This is a genomic window from Pseudoxanthomonas sp. GW835-FHT14C01, from assembly GCF_058793715.1.
In genome coordinates this window covers 911,826-926,211 of sequence record NZ_JBXAGB010000002.1, presented here as the reverse complement: position 1 = coordinate 926,211, position 14,386 = coordinate 911,826, and the positions used below count along the sequence as shown (strand labels likewise).

At 67.6% G+C, this 14,386-nt stretch carries 14 protein-coding genes; 9 read left to right on the top strand and 5 right to left on the bottom strand.

Annotation, left to right across the window (positions count from 1 at the left end):
* Positions 1 to 153: 153 nt before the first annotated feature.
* Entirely contained in the window at positions 154 to 924 is a 771-nt protein-coding gene (locus AC1Q5B_RS11200) for an SDR family NAD(P)-dependent oxidoreductase (RefSeq protein ID WP_492631735.1), read from the top strand.
* 87 nt (positions 925 to 1,011) lie between these two features.
* Entirely contained in the window at positions 1,012 to 1,578 is a 567-nt protein-coding gene (gene yeiP, locus AC1Q5B_RS11195; protein ID WP_492631734.1) for an elongation factor P-like protein YeiP, read from the top strand.
* 7 nt (positions 1,579 to 1,585) lie between these two features.
* Here yeiP and AC1Q5B_RS11190 read toward each other — a convergent pair whose 3' ends face one another.
* From AC1Q5B_RS11190 to AC1Q5B_RS11180, 3 genes are all read right to left on the bottom strand, one after another.
* Positions 1,586 to 3,409: a DUF7844 domain-containing protein gene (locus tag AC1Q5B_RS11190; protein WP_492631733.1), complete on the bottom strand. Its 1,824-nt coding sequence runs from the start codon at positions 3,407 to 3,409 to the stop codon at positions 1,586 to 1,588.
* Positions 3,409 to 3,708, bottom strand: a complete 300-nt coding sequence (locus AC1Q5B_RS11185; protein WP_492631732.1) for a DUF2388 domain-containing protein — start codon at positions 3,706 to 3,708, stop codon at positions 3,409 to 3,411. Before AC1Q5B_RS11185 ends, AC1Q5B_RS11190 begins: the two co-directional genes overlap by 1 nt.
* 89 nt (positions 3,709 to 3,797) lie before the next feature.
* The gene (locus AC1Q5B_RS11180; RefSeq protein WP_492631731.1) at positions 3,798 to 5,186 is read right to left on the bottom strand and encodes an FAD-binding oxidoreductase; all 1,389 of its coding nucleotides are present in this window, start codon (positions 5,184 to 5,186) and stop codon (positions 3,798 to 3,800) included.
* 191 nt (positions 5,187 to 5,377) lie between these two features.
* On the opposite strand from AC1Q5B_RS11180, the gene serA reads away from it, so the two are divergent.
* Positions 5,378 to 6,619, top strand: a complete 1,242-nt coding sequence (gene serA, locus AC1Q5B_RS11175; RefSeq protein ID WP_492631730.1) for a phosphoglycerate dehydrogenase — start codon at positions 5,378 to 5,380, stop codon at positions 6,617 to 6,619.
* 30 nt (positions 6,620 to 6,649) lie between these two features.
* On the opposite strand, the gene AC1Q5B_RS11170 is transcribed toward serA, so the two are convergent.
* Complete coding sequence (locus AC1Q5B_RS11170; RefSeq protein WP_492631729.1) at positions 6,650 to 7,201, bottom strand: NUDIX hydrolase; 552 nt, start codon at positions 7,199 to 7,201, stop codon at positions 6,650 to 6,652.
* A gap of 156 nt (positions 7,202 to 7,357) precedes the next feature.
* Here AC1Q5B_RS11170 and AC1Q5B_RS11165 point away from each other — a divergent pair, with 156 nt between their 5' ends.
* The 6 genes from AC1Q5B_RS11165 (at position 7,358) to yddG (ending at position 13,298) form a co-directional block, all read left to right on the top strand.
* Positions 7,358 to 8,896: an amino acid permease gene (locus AC1Q5B_RS11165; RefSeq protein WP_492631728.1), complete on the top strand. Its 1,539-nt coding sequence runs from the start codon at positions 7,358 to 7,360 to the stop codon at positions 8,894 to 8,896.
* Between the two features lie 99 nt (positions 8,897 to 8,995).
* Positions 8,996 to 10,297 carry an amino acid permease gene (locus tag AC1Q5B_RS11160; RefSeq protein WP_492631727.1) on the top strand — a complete coding sequence of 434 codons (1,302 nt, stop codon included), beginning with the start codon at positions 8,996 to 8,998 and terminating at the stop codon, positions 10,295 to 10,297.
* Between the two features lie 27 nt (positions 10,298 to 10,324).
* The gene (locus tag AC1Q5B_RS11155; RefSeq protein ID WP_492631726.1) at positions 10,325 to 10,966 is read left to right on the top strand and encodes a methylthioribulose 1-phosphate dehydratase; all 642 of its coding nucleotides are present in this window, start codon (positions 10,325 to 10,327) and stop codon (positions 10,964 to 10,966) included.
* 95 nt (positions 10,967 to 11,061) lie between these two features.
* A complete protein-coding gene (locus tag AC1Q5B_RS11150; RefSeq protein WP_492631725.1) occupies positions 11,062 to 11,622 on the top strand; it encodes a 1,2-dihydroxy-3-keto-5-methylthiopentene dioxygenase in 561 nt (186 codons plus the stop codon).
* Positions 11,623 to 11,715: 93 nt separating this feature from the next.
* Positions 11,716 to 12,420 carry an acireductone synthase gene (gene mtnC / locus AC1Q5B_RS11145; protein ID WP_492631724.1) on the top strand — a complete coding sequence of 235 codons (705 nt, stop codon included), beginning with the start codon at positions 11,716 to 11,718 and terminating at the stop codon, positions 12,418 to 12,420.
* A complete protein-coding gene (yddG, locus tag AC1Q5B_RS11140) occupies positions 12,417 to 13,298 on the top strand; it encodes an aromatic amino acid exporter YddG (RefSeq protein WP_492631723.1) in 882 nt (293 codons plus the stop codon). Before mtnC ends, yddG begins: the two co-directional genes overlap by 4 nt.
* A 19-nt stretch (positions 13,299 to 13,317) precedes the next feature.
* Here the strand turns inward: yddG and AC1Q5B_RS11135 are convergent, their stop codons facing one another.
* Positions 13,318 to 14,253, bottom strand: a complete 936-nt coding sequence (locus AC1Q5B_RS11135; protein ID WP_492631722.1) for a cupin-like domain-containing protein — start codon at positions 14,251 to 14,253, stop codon at positions 13,318 to 13,320.
* Between the last annotated feature and the right edge of the window lie 133 nt (positions 14,254 to 14,386).

Here is a 14,386-nt window from a genome sequence, read left to right as displayed (position 1 = left end):
ATCGACACTGGATGGCCATGGTTTCCGCGCGGACAAAAGACCATGCCTGCCATGGCTCGCGGTCGCGACTCACGTCGCTCCTACACCTGGATCATGGCACCGCTGCCCCCGCCATCGCGTAAAATGCGGCCCTTTCCGCAGCAGGTCCGCCGCATGCAGCTTTCCGATACCCGCGCCGTCATCACCGGTGGCGTTTCCGGCCTCGGCCTGGCCGTCGCCCGCCATCTGGTCGCCCATGGCGGCAAGGCCGCGCTGTTCGACGTCAACGACGACAAGGGCGCCGCCGCCGTCGCCGAACTCGGCGAAGCCAACGCCCGCTACGTCCGCACCGATGTGACCGATGAGGCGGGGGTGGCGGCAAATGTCGCGGCGGCGAAAGCCTTCCTCGGCGGCCTGAATGCGGCGATCAACTGCGCCGGCATCCTCGGCGCGGGCCGCGTGCTGGGCAAGGAAGCGCCGATGCCGCTGTCCACGTTCCAGACCACCGTGATGGTCAACCTGGTCGGCAGTTTCAACGTGGCCAAGGCGGCCGCCGACCTGATGCAGCACAACGCGTCGAATGCCGACGGCGAGCGCGGCATCATCGTCAACACCGCCAGCGTGGCCGCCTATGAAGGCCAGATCGGCCAGGCCGCGTATTCGGCATCGAAGGGCGGCGTGGTCGGCATGACGCTGCCGATGGCGCGTGAACTATCCCGCTTCGGCATCCGCGTGATGACGGTGGCGCCGGGGATCTTCTGGACGCCGATGGTCGACGGCATGCCCGAGGCCGTGCAGCAGTCGCTCGGCGCGTCGATCCCGTTCCCGTCGCGCCTGGGCAAGCCGGAGGAATTCGCCGACCTGGTCGCCTACATCCTCGGCAATCCTTACCTCAACGGCGAAACCATCCGCCTCGATGGCGCCGTGCGGCTCGCACCCAGGTAAGCAGACGCGAGTGGGGAGGAGTGAGGTACAGCCGCTCCCGCCCTTCCGCTCAATCCTCACTCCTCTCCACTCACTCCTCGCACCCATATGAAAGCTTTCGACATCAAGAAGGGCAACGTCGTCGAACACAACGGCGGCGTATACCAGATCCGCGACATCGAGCGCAGTTCGCCGCAGGGCCGCGGCGGCAACGTGCGCTTCCGCTTCATCATGTACAGCGTGCCCGGCGGCAACAAGCTGGATGCCAGCTTCGACGCCGACGACAACCTGTCCGAAGTGGAGCTGCTGCGCCGCCAGGCGACGTATTCCTACAAGGACGGCGATGCGTTCGTGTTCCTCGACGACGAGGACTACACCCCCTACACGCTGGACGCCAATGTCATCGGCGACGACGCCGGCTACATCACCGACGGCCTCGCGGGCTGCTACGTGCAGGTGATCGACGAACTGCCGGTCGCGCTGCAGCTGCCGCAGCACGTGACGCTGGAAGTGATCGAGACGCCGCCAGAGCTGAAGGGCGGCACCGCCACCAAACGCCCGAAGCCGGCCAGGCTGAGCACCGGCATCGAGATCATGGTGCCGGAGTACATCACCAACGGCGAACGCATCCTGGTCAACACGACCACCGGCGAGTTCGGCGGCCGCGCCGACTGAGCCACGGCTACGACGCGCCTGCCGCATCCCCTGCGCGCAGGCGCGCACCGATCGTTCTGAGGTTCGCCTCGATCCCCCGCAGCACCTCGCGCTGCTCGGCGGGCAACCAGCGCTCCAGTTCTCTCCTCAACGCACCGTCCTGTTCGCGCAGGCGCGTCACGCGCACGCGCGCCACCTCGGCGACCCGTGCACGCTCGTCGGACTGGGGAAGCCCGTATCCCTCCGGTACCAGCTCGGAAGGTCGACTGACGAAGCCGGTGTCGCCCAGCCACGTCCGTAGCGCATCCAACGCCTGCGCGATGTCGTCCGGCGCGTTCCTGCCCAGATAGCGCCGCTTCAACGCATCGCGCAGCCGCAATTGCTGGCGACGCTGCGCGGCGTTCTCCAGCACCAGCAGGGCCGCACTGGCACGCAGGCCGGCCTGCGGCAACCAGGCGGCGCGCTCGGTCGGCGACAACGACAGCCAGGCCTGCGCATCCGGCTGCGGCAGCGACAGTGCCTCGCGTGCGACGGCGAACAAGGCGTCGTACCGCGCGCTCATCGGCTCGAAGTAGTAGCCGAGCCGGCGTGCGTCGTCCGCATTGTCCAGCACACGGGCATCCGCGATGCCATGCCGCTCCAGCTTCCTGAGCAGCCCGGTCGGCGTGATGCTGGCCAGCGGCTCGGCGGCCAGGCGTGGCACGCCGTCGTGCAGCAATTTCCACGTCTCCACGGCGCAGTTGTTGCTGATGAAGTAGTAGCGACCGTCATAGCTCCAGTGCAACTGGGCGGCGCGTTCCAGCAACGAGCCGACTTCACCCGTGTCCAGGTGCAGCGGAATGGACTGCAGGCCGCGCAGCTCGATCCGGGTGTACTCCTCGATCACCTGGTCCAGCGGCAGCAGGAACAGGCGCGACGGATACGAACCGGTCAGCCCTCGCCAGCCGGAGATCTGCACGTCGCCGACGAAGGCACGAAACGACAGGATGCGATGGTGCGCCAGATCGAAGCGGCAGTCTGGTCCGGGCTCACGCCCGGGCGCGCAGATCACCAGCCGCAGCATGCTGTGGCCCCAGCGGCTCATCGCCTGCGTGTTGCCCTCGGCCAGCAGGTAGTCGACCGCGTAGACGCGCGACGGGTCCAGGGCCAACAGCGAGGCCTCGCCCGCTTCGGCATCCACGTCCAGGAACGGCAGTCCCTGCGCACATGCATCCTTCGTGGCCGATACATCGAAGTGCATGGCGAAATGCCGGTGCAGGGCCGGACGCCGGCAGCCGTAGCCGGGATCGAGCACGAAATGCTCCAGGTTCACCGCCACGAATTCGGAGGGACGCTCCAACTCGTAGGGGTCTGGCGTGCGCGCGACGAAGTCGTTGCGCGAGCGCCGGCCCGCCAGAGCGAAGACGCTGCGCTGCCATCCGGCGAGATCGCGCAGGCGTGGGTCACCGGAAAGTACGTTGCGCTGCTCGCGGTCGTAGCTGTGGGCGAGTTCGTGTACCAGCGCCGCACGGACCGCCTGCACCGATGCATCGTCCGGAGACGCCTTGTCTCGGGTCTTCCATGCGTACAGCAGATGGCGCGGCAGGAGAATGTGACTGCCCAGCCGTCGACCCGCGACATGCTCAGGCAGATCATCGCGCCATTGCAGGATGAGATCGGAGGGCACGCCAGCGCGCCATGCCGCAGGCAGTTGCGCCAGCACGTCGTCGACCAGCGCCTGGGTGGCCATGAGATCGTCCGGCGCGAGTCCGGCGGAATCGATATCGAGCGCGGCCGCCGTCGCGGCCTGCCCGAGCCATGCCCACAGCAGGAGCACGGCGATGCGCCGGCCCCAGGGCCGACGCGCCGCCATCAGCGGGCCAGGATGGCCTGCGCCAGTTGCATGTCGCTGGCCTTGCGCGCGGCTTCGTCCTTCTCGCGCAGGTGGCGCAGCGCGGCTTCGAGCTGGGCACCGCGGATGCGACCATCGCTGGCGACGAAGCTGGCGGCGTCTTCGCGTGCCTGCACGACGATCTTGTCGTCACCGGACGAACTGTCGGACGACGCCGACGAGCCGGCCGACGAAGCACCGGCGGAAGAGCCGGCGAAGCTACCGGCGAAGGCCGGCACGGAAAACGCCAGCAACGTGCCGGCCAGGATCAATCGGGACATGGAATTTCCAGACAGGGGAACGCCCTTAGCGGCGCGGTGCGCAAAGACTACCCGCATTCGATGCCGCGAGGCTGAATCCGCCACTATTGTCAGCTGTCGAAGAGCTTGCCCGGATTCATCAGCCCATTCGGATCCAGCACCTGCTTGATGCCGCGCATCACGGCGATTTCTTCGGTGCTGCGCGTGCTTTCCAGATAGCCCTTCTTGACCAGGCCGATGCCGTGCTCGGCCGAGATGCTGCCCTGATGGCGCTTCAGCGACGCGGCCAGCAGTTTCGTCACCTGCTCGCATTGCGTGACGAAGTCCGCGTTCTCCATGCCATCGGGCTTCAGGACGTTGATGTGCAGGTTGCCGTCGCCGATGTGGCCGAACCACACCACCTCGAACTGCGGGTACGCCTCGCCCAGCAACGCCTGCGTTTCGGCGAGGAAGGCCGGCATGGCGGAAATGCGCACGGACACGTCGTTCTTGTACGGCACCTGGCGCGCCAGCGATTCGGTGATGCCTTCGCGCAGGCGCCACAGCTGTGCGGCCTGCGCGTCGGACTGGCTGATCACGCCATCGCTGACCCAGCCCTGCTCCATGCAGGCCTCGAACGCCGCCATCGCCGCAGCTTCCTTCGCTTCGTCGCCGATGGCGAACTCGGTGACGACGTAATACGGATGGATCTCGTCGAACGGCTTCTGCGCGCCATGCGCCAGCACGTGGTGCAGCGCGCGGTCGGTGAAGAATTCGAACGCCTCCAGCTGCAGGCGCTCACGGAACGCGGCGAAGACCTCCATCAGGACCTCGAACGACGGCAGCGCCAGCAGCATGACGTTGGTCGGCGGCGGCGGATCGGTCAGCCGCACCGTCGCTTCGACGACGATGCCCAGCGTACCCTCGGAACCGATGAACAGATGGCGCAGGTCGTAGCCGCTGGAGTTCTTGATCAGCGCCTTGTTGAGCTCGAGCACGTCGCCGGCGCCGGTGACCACCTTCAGGCCGGCGATCCATTCGCGCGTGTTGCCGTAGCGGATCACGCGGATGCCGCCGGCATTGGTCGCGATGTTGCCGCCGATCGCGCAGGAGCCGCGTGCGGCGAAGTCCACCGGATAGACCAGGTTGTGCTCGCGCGCGGCGTTGTGCACCGCTTCCAGCGGCATGCCGGCCTGCACGGTCAGCGTGCGGTCCACGGCATTGAAATCCAGCGCCTGGTTCATCCGTTCCAGGCTGAGCACCAGTTCGCCGTTCGCGGCGACGGCGCCGCCCGACAGACCGGTACGCCCGCCCGACGGTACGATGGCAACGCGATGCGCATTGGCCCACTGCACGACCGCCTGCACTTCATCGACGTTGGCAGGCAGTGCGATCGCGAGCGGTGCCGGGTTCCAGCGGCGGGTCCAGTCGCGGCCGTAGTGCTCCAGATCGGCGGGATCGGTCTTCAGGCGCAATGCCGGAACGGCATGCTGCAGGGCTTCCAGGCGCGGATCGCTCATTGCGGGGCAGGACTTTCGGGGGCGCCCAGCGTGCCAGCGATGCCGTGCCGCGTCCAGCCGACACCGCCTTGGTTTCAGGGGCAACCAAGCCAAAAAAACGGCAACCGAGCTTTCCATGGCGCGCCGCACCATCGATGTCGTCCATCTGGCATAGTGACGACCCTTTCCCCTCCGCTGCGACCTTTCCGGCAATGTCGATCAAGAAGACCTCGTACCCGAAGCAGGACATCCGCGTGCTGTTGCTGGAAGGGGTCAGCCAGACGGCTGTGGAGACGTTCCGCGCGGCGGGCTACTCGCAGATCGAATTCCACGAGAAGTCGCTGCCGGAAGCGGAACTGAAACAGCGCATCGCCGACGCCCATATCGTCGGCATCCGTTCGCGCACCCACCTGAGCGAGGACGTGCTGGCGCAGGCCCGCCGCCTGATTGCGGTGGGCTGCTTCTGCATCGGCACCAACCAGGTGGACCTGGACGCGGCGGAACTGGCCGGCATCCCGGTCTTCAATGCGCCCTACTCCAATACCCGCAGCGTGGCCGAGCTGGTGATCGCGCAGGCCATCCTGCTGATGCGCGGCATTCCGCAGAAGAACGCCGAATGCCATCGCGGCGGCTGGAGCAAGTCGGCCGCCGGCAGCCACGAGGTGCGCGGCAAGACGCTGGGCATCATCGGCTATGGCCATATCGGCACGCAGGTCGGCGTGCTGGCCGAGGCGCTGGGCATGCAGGTGCTCTTCCACGACATCGAGACCAAGCTGTCGCTGGGCAATGCCCGCGCTGCCGTGAGCCTCGATGACCTGCTGGCGCAGAGCGACGTGGTGACGCTGCACGTGCCGGAGACGTCGGCCACCAAGGACATGTTCGGCGCGACGCAGATCGCGAAGATGAAGCGTGGCGCGCACGTCATCAATGCCTCGCGCGGCACGGTCGTGGACATCGATGCGCTGGCCGACGCGCTGAAATCGGGCCGGGTGGGCGGCGCGGCGGTGGACGTGTTTCCCGTCGAGCCGAAGGGCAACGCCGACGCCTTCGAATCGCCCCTGCGCGGCCTCGACAACGTCATCCTCACGCCGCACGTCGGCGGCAGCACGCTGGAAGCGCAGGACAACATCGGCATCGAAGTGGCGGCCAAGCTGGTGCGCTACAGCGACAACGGCAGCACGCTGTCGTCGGTGAATTTCCCCGAAGTCACCCTGCCCGGCCACGACGGCAGCCGCCGCATCCTGCACATCCACCGTAACGTGCCGGGCGTGCTGTCGCAGATCAACGACATCTTCCGCGACCGCGGCATCAACATCGACGGCCAGTTCCTGCGCACGGACCCCAAGGTCGGCTACGTGGTCATCGACGTGACCGCCGACGAGGAACAGACGACCAGCCTGCGCGAGGCGATGGCGGCGATCCCGGGCACGCTGCGGGTCCGCGTTCTCTATTGAGTCGCGAGAAGCGGCGGGCCAAGGCCCGCCCTATGCGTCGGCGTTGCGCGCCAGCCACTTGCGGGCCATCCGGCTGATCGACACATCGTCGTCGGCCACCATGGGCGCGATGTCGCGCCACGCCAGGTCCAGCGACTCCTCGCTGACCGCATAGTCCTCGCTGCCGTTGGCCCGGATCACGTAACGCACGTCGTAATGCCAGTGGCCGGGCACGTCCTTGCGCTCGGGAATCCAGTGGCGGTCCAGGTCGAAGATGCCGCCCTCGACGGCCAGGTCCGCCAGCCCGGATTCTTCCTCCGCCTCCTTCAACGCCACCCGCGCCATGTCGGTATCGCCGTCGGCGTGACCACCGAGCTGCAGCCAGCGGCCGAGCTTGCGATGGTGGGTCATCAGGATGCGCCGGCCGTCGCCGCTGACCAGCCAGCAGCCGCCGGTCAGGTGGCCCTCCCGCCGCTCGCGGCGGAAGGGATCGGCCGGGTCGTCGAGCAGCGCCAGGAACTGTTCCGCCACGGCCTGTTCCATCGGCCAACGTCCGACGTAATCGATGATCTGGGCGCGGAGATCGTTGTAAGCGACTGACATGGCAGAGATTTGTTCTGAGGGCGGGGCGGACGGCCCCGCATTATCGCTTCCCATGCTGCGGTCGCGCTTGTGATCGACAAGCCGGTTTGGCAAGGTACGGCGGATAACCCCCTGCCGGCCGGCAGGGGACAGCCGTTCAGCTATGGGGACCACACGATGCTCTTTTGGCGCGTCAAGCCGCTCGACAAGATTCTTGAAACGGCAGAGAAGAAATCTCTGAAACGCCAACTGGGCGGCTTCCAGCTCACCATGCTGGGCATCGGCGCCATCATCGGTACCGGCATCTTCGTCCTCACCGCCGAAGCGGGCCAGAAGGCCGGCCCCGGCATGATGATCGCCTTCGTGATCGCCGCCGTCGTCTGCGGCCTGGCCGCGCTGGCCTATTCGGAACTGGCGTCGATGGTGCCGGTCTCCGGCTCCGCGTACACCTATACCTATGGCGTGCTGGGCGAAGCGATCGCCTGGACCGTCGGCTGGGCGCTCGTCCTCGAGTACGCGGTCGCCGCAGGCGCGGTGTCCGTCGGCTGGTCGGGCTACGTCAACGGTCTGCTCAGCAGCGCGGGATGGGAACTCCCCCGGGCACTGCAGAGCGGCCCCATGGACGGCGGCACCTTCAACCTGCTCGCCTTCACCATCGCACTGGCGGTCACCGGCCTGCTGGTGATCGGCACGTCCAAGTCGGCCAAGGTCAACGCGATCCTGGTGCTGGTCAAGGTCGCGGCGCTCACGCTGTTCATCGCCATCGCGGTGCCGGCGGCGAAGGACGTCAACTTCCAGCCGTTCTTCCCGACGGGCTGGGGCAGCCCGATGGGCGGCATCGGTGTGCTGGGCGCGGCCGCTTCGATCTTCTTCGCCTACGTCGGCTTCGACGCGGTGTCCACCGCGGCCGAGGAAACCAAGAACCCGAACCGCAACATCCCGATCGGCCTGATCGGTTCGCTGGCGGTCTGTACCATCTTCTACATGCTGGTCAGCTACGGCGCGGTCGGCGCGAATGGCGCGCAGCCGATGTTCGACGCCAATGGCGTGGCCTTCCATCCCGGCACGCCGGAACTGGCCGCGGCCTGCGTCGGCAGCGACGCACTGGTCTGCAGCAAGGAGCCGCTGGCCCACGTACTGAAGGTGATGGGCTTCGCGGGCATCGGCAATGCGATCGGCATGGCCGCCGCGCTGGCGCTGCCGTCGGTCATCCTGATGATGCTGTACGGCCAGACCCGAATCTTCTTCACCATGTCGCGCGACGGCCTGCTGCCGCCGGTGCTGTCGAAGGTGCATCCGAAGTTCCACACGCCGCACGTGGTCACCCTGATCACGGGCGCGTTCGTGGCGCTGTTCGCGGCGCTGTTCCCGGTCGGCATCCTGGCCGACATCTCCAACTCGGGCACGCTGTTCGCGTTCATGGCCGTCGCGGCGGCGGTGCTGATCCTGCGCAAGCGCGATCCGCTGCGCCATCGTCCGTTCCGCACGCCGATGGTGTGGCTGATCTGCCCGCTGGCGATCGCCGGCTGCCTGCTGCTGTTCCTGAACCTGTCGATGTACACCATCGGCCTGTTCTTCGGCTGGGCGATCCTGGGCCTGATCATCTACTGGGCCTACGGCTATCGGCACAGCGACCTGGGCAAGGGCCTGAAGGGACCGGACGGTGGTCCCCGGATCGATCCCGAGCCTCCGTTCCACGAAGGTCCCCAGGCCTGACCACGGCTGAGGCACTCCCGGATGGCGCGGAAACGCGCCATCCTTCGTTTGGGCGCGGGAAAATCCGCTCCCGCCTTCCACCGTTCTCGACGACACCGCATGACCGACGCCACGCCCCGCAAGATCGGACCAGTCCTGGCGACCTTCTCGGTCGCCAACAACATGATCGGCTCCGGCTTCTTCCTGCTGCCCGCCACGCTGGCGCGTTCCGGCGGCGTGACGGCATTGAGCTGGCTGCTGGCGACCGTCCTGGCGGTCCTGCTCGGCGCGACCTTCGCCCGGCTGGTGCGCGACTACCCCCAGCTGGACTGCCCTGACGACTATGTGCGGCCGGCGCTCGGCCGCGACATGGGCTTCCTGTCGGCCACGCTGTACTGGATTTCGTCGTGGATCGGCAACAACGCCATCGCGGTGGCGGCGTTCGGCTATCTCGCGCTGCTGCTGCCGGTCGGCGACGGCACGATGACGCGGGTGCTCGGTCAGATCGCACTGATCTGGCTGATGTTCGCGCTGAACCTGTTCGGCCCGCGCGCCATCGCACGCTTCCAGTCGCTGTGCGTGGTGCTGGGCCTGCTGCCCGTCGCCGCGATCCTGATCTGGGGCTGGGGCAGTTTCGACGCCGACATCTACCGTGCGGCCTGGAATGTCTCCGGGGAGTCGGATGCGCACGTCGTGTTCGGCTCGCTGGCACCGATCTTCTGGGCCTTCGTCGGCCTGGAAACCGGCGCGATGGTCGCCGGCGTGGTGCGCGACCCGGCCCGCAACGTGCCCATCGCCACGCTCGGCGGCATCGTCATCGCCGGCCTGGTCTATCTGGCGTCGTCGGTGCTGATGATGGGCATCGTGCCGGCCGCCGAACTGGCCGATTCCGGCGCTCCGTTCGCGCTGGTCGCAGGACGCATGTTCGGCGAATGGGCGATCCCCGTGATCGCCGCCGCCGCCGCACTCAAGGCCACGGGCACGCTCGGCGGCTGGATGCTGGTCACTGGCGAGTCCGGCGCACGCGCCGCGCAACGCGGCTTCCTGCCCGCCATCTTCGGTCGCCTGCGCGCGAACGGGTCGGCGGGCTGGGGCCTGTTGATCATCACGCTGTCGATGACGGTGCTGGCGGTGCTGACGCTGTCGCCGACGGTGTCCGGCCAGTTCGAAACCATCATCAACATGGTGGTGACGCTGGTGGTGATGGCCTATGTCGCCGCCGCGCTCAGCCTGATGCTGGGCACGCCCGCGCGTCCCGCCTCGCGGGGCGACCGCATCATCGGCATGGGGGCGTTGCTGGCCTGCGGGCTGCTGGTGTACTCCACGCCGGTGAAGACGCTGGTCGGCGGCATCGTGGTCGCCCTGCTGGCCCTGGCGGCATACCGCGGTTTCGCGCGACGCCCCGCGCACGCCGGCCCGTGAACCGGCGCAGGCGGTAAACTGGCGGGCATGAACGCCCTGCCCTACGACGCCGACCAGTTGCGCGACCGCGCGCACTCCATCATCTCCAACGTGCGCGAACTGGCGCAGCTGGGCTGGACGCCGGCGACCAGCAGCAACTTCTCGCAGCGCCTGGACGAGCGGCATGCCGCGATCACCGTGTCAGGCCGCGACAAGGGCCGGCTGGTGGAAGCGGACATCATGGTGGTGGATTTCGACGGCAAGGCGGTCGGCAGCGAGCATCGTCCGTCGGCGGAAACGCTGCTGCACACGCAGCTGTACCGTCGTTACCCCGAGATCGGCTGCGTGTTGCACACGCACTCGCTGGTGCAGACCGTGGCGTCGCGCCTGTTCGCCGGCGCCGGCCACGTCCGCCTGGAGGGTTTCGAACTGCTGAAGGCTTTCCACGGCAACAGCACGCACGAGATGGCGATCGACGTGCCGGTGTTCGCCAACACGCAGGACATGCCCACGCTCGCCGCGCAGGTGGACGCCCTGCTCGACAGCCAGCCGTTGTGGGGTTACCTGATCGACGGCCACGGCCTGTACGCCTGGGGTCGCACGATGGCCGAGGCGCGCCGCCACTTGGAAGCCTTCGAATTCCTGTTCGCCGCCGAACTGGAACTGCGCAAGCTCGGTTGCCGCCGCTGATAACCGGCGGTTATCGCAGCGTTCCGTTTCCGCAACAGGCTGCGCGGGCACGTCTGGTACCCTAACCGCCCCTCGCCGCCTCACGCCCTGCCGCCATGAGCCGTCTGCGCATCTTCCGCGAATCCGACCCGGCCACGCCGGAGTTCGCCAGCTACGATCCCGATTTCATCGCCACCGAACTGAAGAAGATCGGCGTGACGTTCGAGCGCTGGAAGGCGACCAAGGCCATCGCGCCCGGCGCGACGCCGGAAGAGGTGATCGACGCCTACCGCGCCGACATCGACCGGCTGGTCGCCGAGCGGGGCTTCAAGACGGTGGACGTGGTCAGCATCGCGCCGGACAACCCGCAGCGCGAGGCGATGCGCGCCAAGTTCCTCGACGAGCATTACCACAAGGAAGACGAAGTGCGTTTCTTCGTCGCCGGCTCCGGACTGTTCACCTTGCACGTGGGCGACAGGATCTACGAGATCGAGTGCGTGAAGGACGACCTGATCGGCGTGCCCGACAGCACGCTGCACTGGTTCGACATGGGACCGGAACCGAGCTTCGTCGCCATCCGCTTCTTCACCGAGCCGGACGGCTGGGTGGGCCATTTCACCGGCACCACGCTGGCACAGCAGTTCCCGCGCTACGACGGACTGACCGACGGGCATTGACCCATGCGTAGAGCCGAGCTTGCTCGGCTGAACAACCATCCGAAAAAGAGCAGCGGAGCAAGCTCCGCTCTACAAGTAACACCGAAGACCACCATGCCCGTTTCCGCCATCCTCACCGACATCGAAGGCACCACCAGCAGCATCTCCTTCGTGAAGGATGTGCTGTTCCCGTACGCGCGCCGCGCCCTGCCCGGCTTCGTGCGCGCGCATGGCCAGGAGCCGGAGGTACGCCGCTGGCTGGATGCGGTGGCCGCCGAACACGGTAGCATCTGCAGCGACGATGTCATCGTCGAGACGCTGCAGGGCTGGATCGACCAGGACCGCAAGCACACGGCCCTGAAAGCGTTGCAGGGCATGATCTGGCAGGCAGGGTATCGCGATGCCGATTTCACCGCCCACATCTACCCCGACGCCGCGCCGACGCTGCGCGACTGGCACGCGCAGGGTTATCCGCTGTACGTGTACTCGTCCGGCTCGGTCCCGGCGCAGAAGCTGTTCTTCGGCCACAGCGACGCGGGCGACCTGACCCCGCTGTTCTCCGGCTGGTTCGACACCGAAATCGGCGGCAAGCGCGAGGCGGACAGCTACCGCGCCATCGCCGAGCGCATCGGCGTAATCCCGGAAGACATCCTGTTCCTCTCCGATGTGGTGGAAGAACTCGATGCGGCGCGCGAAGCGGGCCTGCAGACGCGACTGATCGACCGGCTGGACGACTATCCGCAACCGCGCACGGGTGATGCCGCGCGCGGCCACGCGCGCGTCGACACGTTCGCCGGCATCCAGCTACCCGCCGCATGAGCGACGCCGCCGCACTGCGGCGGGCCACGCTGATCGGGCTGGTCGCGATCCTGCTGTGGGCGTCGCTTGCCCTGCTCACCACCGCGACGGGCACCCTGCCCCCTTTCCAGGTACTCGCGATCGGGTTCGGTATCGCGGCGGCGCTTGGCCTGCTGCGTGCGGCGCTGCGCGGCCGCAACGGCTGGCGCGAGTTCCGCCAGCCACTGCCGGCGCTCGCGCTGTCGACGCTGGCGCTGTTCGGCTACCACGCGCTCTACTTCATCGCGCTGAAGCGCGCGCCGGCCGTGGAAGCCAATCTGCTGAACTACCTGTGGCCACTGCTGATCGTGGTGTTCGCGGGACTGATCGGCGGAGTCTCGGTGCGTCCCGGCCAGTGGCTGGGCACCGCGCTCGGCCTGGTGGCGGCCGTGCTGCTGGTGACGCGGGGACGCGGCCTGCAGGTGGAGCCGGCCCATGTCCCCGGCTATCTGGCCGCACTGGGGGCGGCGCTGATCTGGTCGCTGTACTCCGTGCTCAACCGGCGTTACGCCGATGTGCCCACCGCCGCCATCACGCTGGCGTGCGCGGGCGTCGCCGTGCTCGGCGCCATCGCCCACCTGTCGGGCGAACGGACCGTCGTGCCGACGGCGGGCCAGTGGGCGGTACTGGTACTGATGGGCATCGGCCCCGTCGGCGCCGCATTCTGGCTCTGGGACTACGGCACCAAGCATGGCGACATCGCGCTGCTGGGAAGCCTGTCCTATCTGGCGCCGCTGTTGTCCACGCTGCTGCTGGTAGCCTCGGGTCGCGCGCAGGCGCACCCGATCCAGGCCATCGCCATCGTCCTGCTGCTGGCGGGCGCGTGGCTCAGCGTCAGTACGCGCCGCCCGCAGGGCTGAGCCTGCGGGCGGACGGGTTTCAGATGCCCAGCATCGCCGCCATCGGACCTTCCACCCACGGCGCCATCGCCACCATGGCGGACGCGCCTACCGCCGGCTGCTTCCGGCGCAGCCAGTTCCTGACCCTATGGAAGGCGGCTCCCGCACCGGACACCGCCGGCAGCAGGCGCGCCTTCATGTCGTCGCGCGCGGCGGACAGACCCACCGGATGGGGCGAAAACCCCAGCGGCCGGCCCCATTTGCGAAGGCGATGGTTCATCTGCATGGCGTTGGACCAGCGCAGGGTCTCGTCGGTCTGGAAAAAGAACGACAGCGAGATCGATACGTCCTCGGCGCCGTTCTTGACGTAATGGCCCGCGATGTACGGGATGTGCAGCGCATCGCCGGGCTGGAAGTCGAACTTCTCCGCGTGCAGGTCGAGTGCGTCCCGCCACAGCGGCACCGACGGTTCCCGCGCCATGTAGGCCTCGCATACGTCGTTGGGCACGATGTCGTCGCGGAAATTCGGGAACACGGCGACCTGCTTGCTTCCTCGGATCTGCATCAGGAAGTTGGAATAGCGGTCGAAGTGGAACGGCGTCATCGCGTTGGGCGAGGCGATGAACAGCCACATGCGCGGCTCGTAGACCGCGCGCGACTTGCCGCCCTGCCGCAGCAGGTCGGTGACTTCGGCGCGCAGGTCTTCGTACAGCCCGCGGAAGGCGGGATCGTCCTCGGGATCGCGCACGGCGATGTAGGAACTGGAGGTGCGGATCGTTTCGATCGTCTGCTCCAGGCTCAGTTCGTTGCGATGATCGATATGGGCGCGGTCGAAGTCGATCGCCAGGTCCGACAGGCCTTTCGAGAACATGACCTTGTCCCGCGGCAGCCGCGGCAGGGACTCGGCCAGTCCCTCGATGGTCAGTGCCGGATGGCCCACGAGCTGATGCTGGAACTTGAACGGCGAACGGTCCATCCGTGCCGCCGGCACGTCGGCTGAAAAACAGCTACCCATGACTCCCCCTGTACCCCGGTGCCAGCGCACCCCTTGCGCGCGGCTTCCCCGTGTCCATGAACGCCGGCCCCGGCGCGTACCGGCCACCCCCGGC

What these genes read in the sequence shown, in the direction of transcription:
- yddG (WP_492631723.1), top strand. Translation starts at nt 12,417, where the DNA reads ATGAGCGACGCCGCCGCACTGCGGCGGGCCACGCTGATCGGGCTGGTC.
- AC1Q5B_RS11165 (WP_492631728.1), top strand. Translation starts at nt 7,358, where the DNA reads ATGCTCTTTTGGCGCGTCAAGCCGCTCGACAAGATTCTTGAAACGGCA.
- AC1Q5B_RS11155 (WP_492631726.1), top strand. Translation starts at nt 10,325, where the DNA reads ATGAACGCCCTGCCCTACGACGCCGACCAGTTGCGCGACCGCGCGCAC.
- AC1Q5B_RS11170 (WP_492631729.1), bottom strand. Translation starts at nt 7,201, where the DNA reads ATGTCAGTCGCTTACAACGATCTCCGCGCCCAGATCATCGATTACGTC.
- mtnC (WP_492631724.1), top strand. Translation starts at nt 11,716, where the DNA reads ATGCCCGTTTCCGCCATCCTCACCGACATCGAAGGCACCACCAGCAGC.
- AC1Q5B_RS11160 (WP_492631727.1), top strand. Translation starts at nt 8,996, where the DNA reads ATGACCGACGCCACGCCCCGCAAGATCGGACCAGTCCTGGCGACCTTC.
- AC1Q5B_RS11135 (WP_492631722.1), bottom strand. Translation starts at nt 14,253, where the DNA reads ATGGACCGTTCGCCGTTCAAGTTCCAGCATCAGCTCGTGGGCCATCCG.
- AC1Q5B_RS11150 (WP_492631725.1), top strand. Translation starts at nt 11,062, where the DNA reads ATGAGCCGTCTGCGCATCTTCCGCGAATCCGACCCGGCCACGCCGGAG.
- AC1Q5B_RS11190 (WP_492631733.1), bottom strand. Translation starts at nt 3,409, where the DNA reads ATGGCGGCGCGTCGGCCCTGGGGCCGGCGCATCGCCGTGCTCCTGCTG.
- AC1Q5B_RS11180 (WP_492631731.1), bottom strand. Translation starts at nt 5,186, where the DNA reads ATGAGCGATCCGCGCCTGGAAGCCCTGCAGCATGCCGTTCCGGCATTG.
- AC1Q5B_RS11185 (WP_492631732.1), bottom strand. Translation starts at nt 3,708, where the DNA reads ATGTCCCGATTGATCCTGGCCGGCACGTTGCTGGCGTTTTCCGTGCCG.
- AC1Q5B_RS11200 (WP_492631735.1), top strand. Translation starts at nt 154, where the DNA reads ATGCAGCTTTCCGATACCCGCGCCGTCATCACCGGTGGCGTTTCCGGC.
- serA (WP_492631730.1), top strand. Translation starts at nt 5,378, where the DNA reads ATGTCGATCAAGAAGACCTCGTACCCGAAGCAGGACATCCGCGTGCTG.
- yeiP (WP_492631734.1), top strand. Translation starts at nt 1,012, where the DNA reads ATGAAAGCTTTCGACATCAAGAAGGGCAACGTCGTCGAACACAACGGC.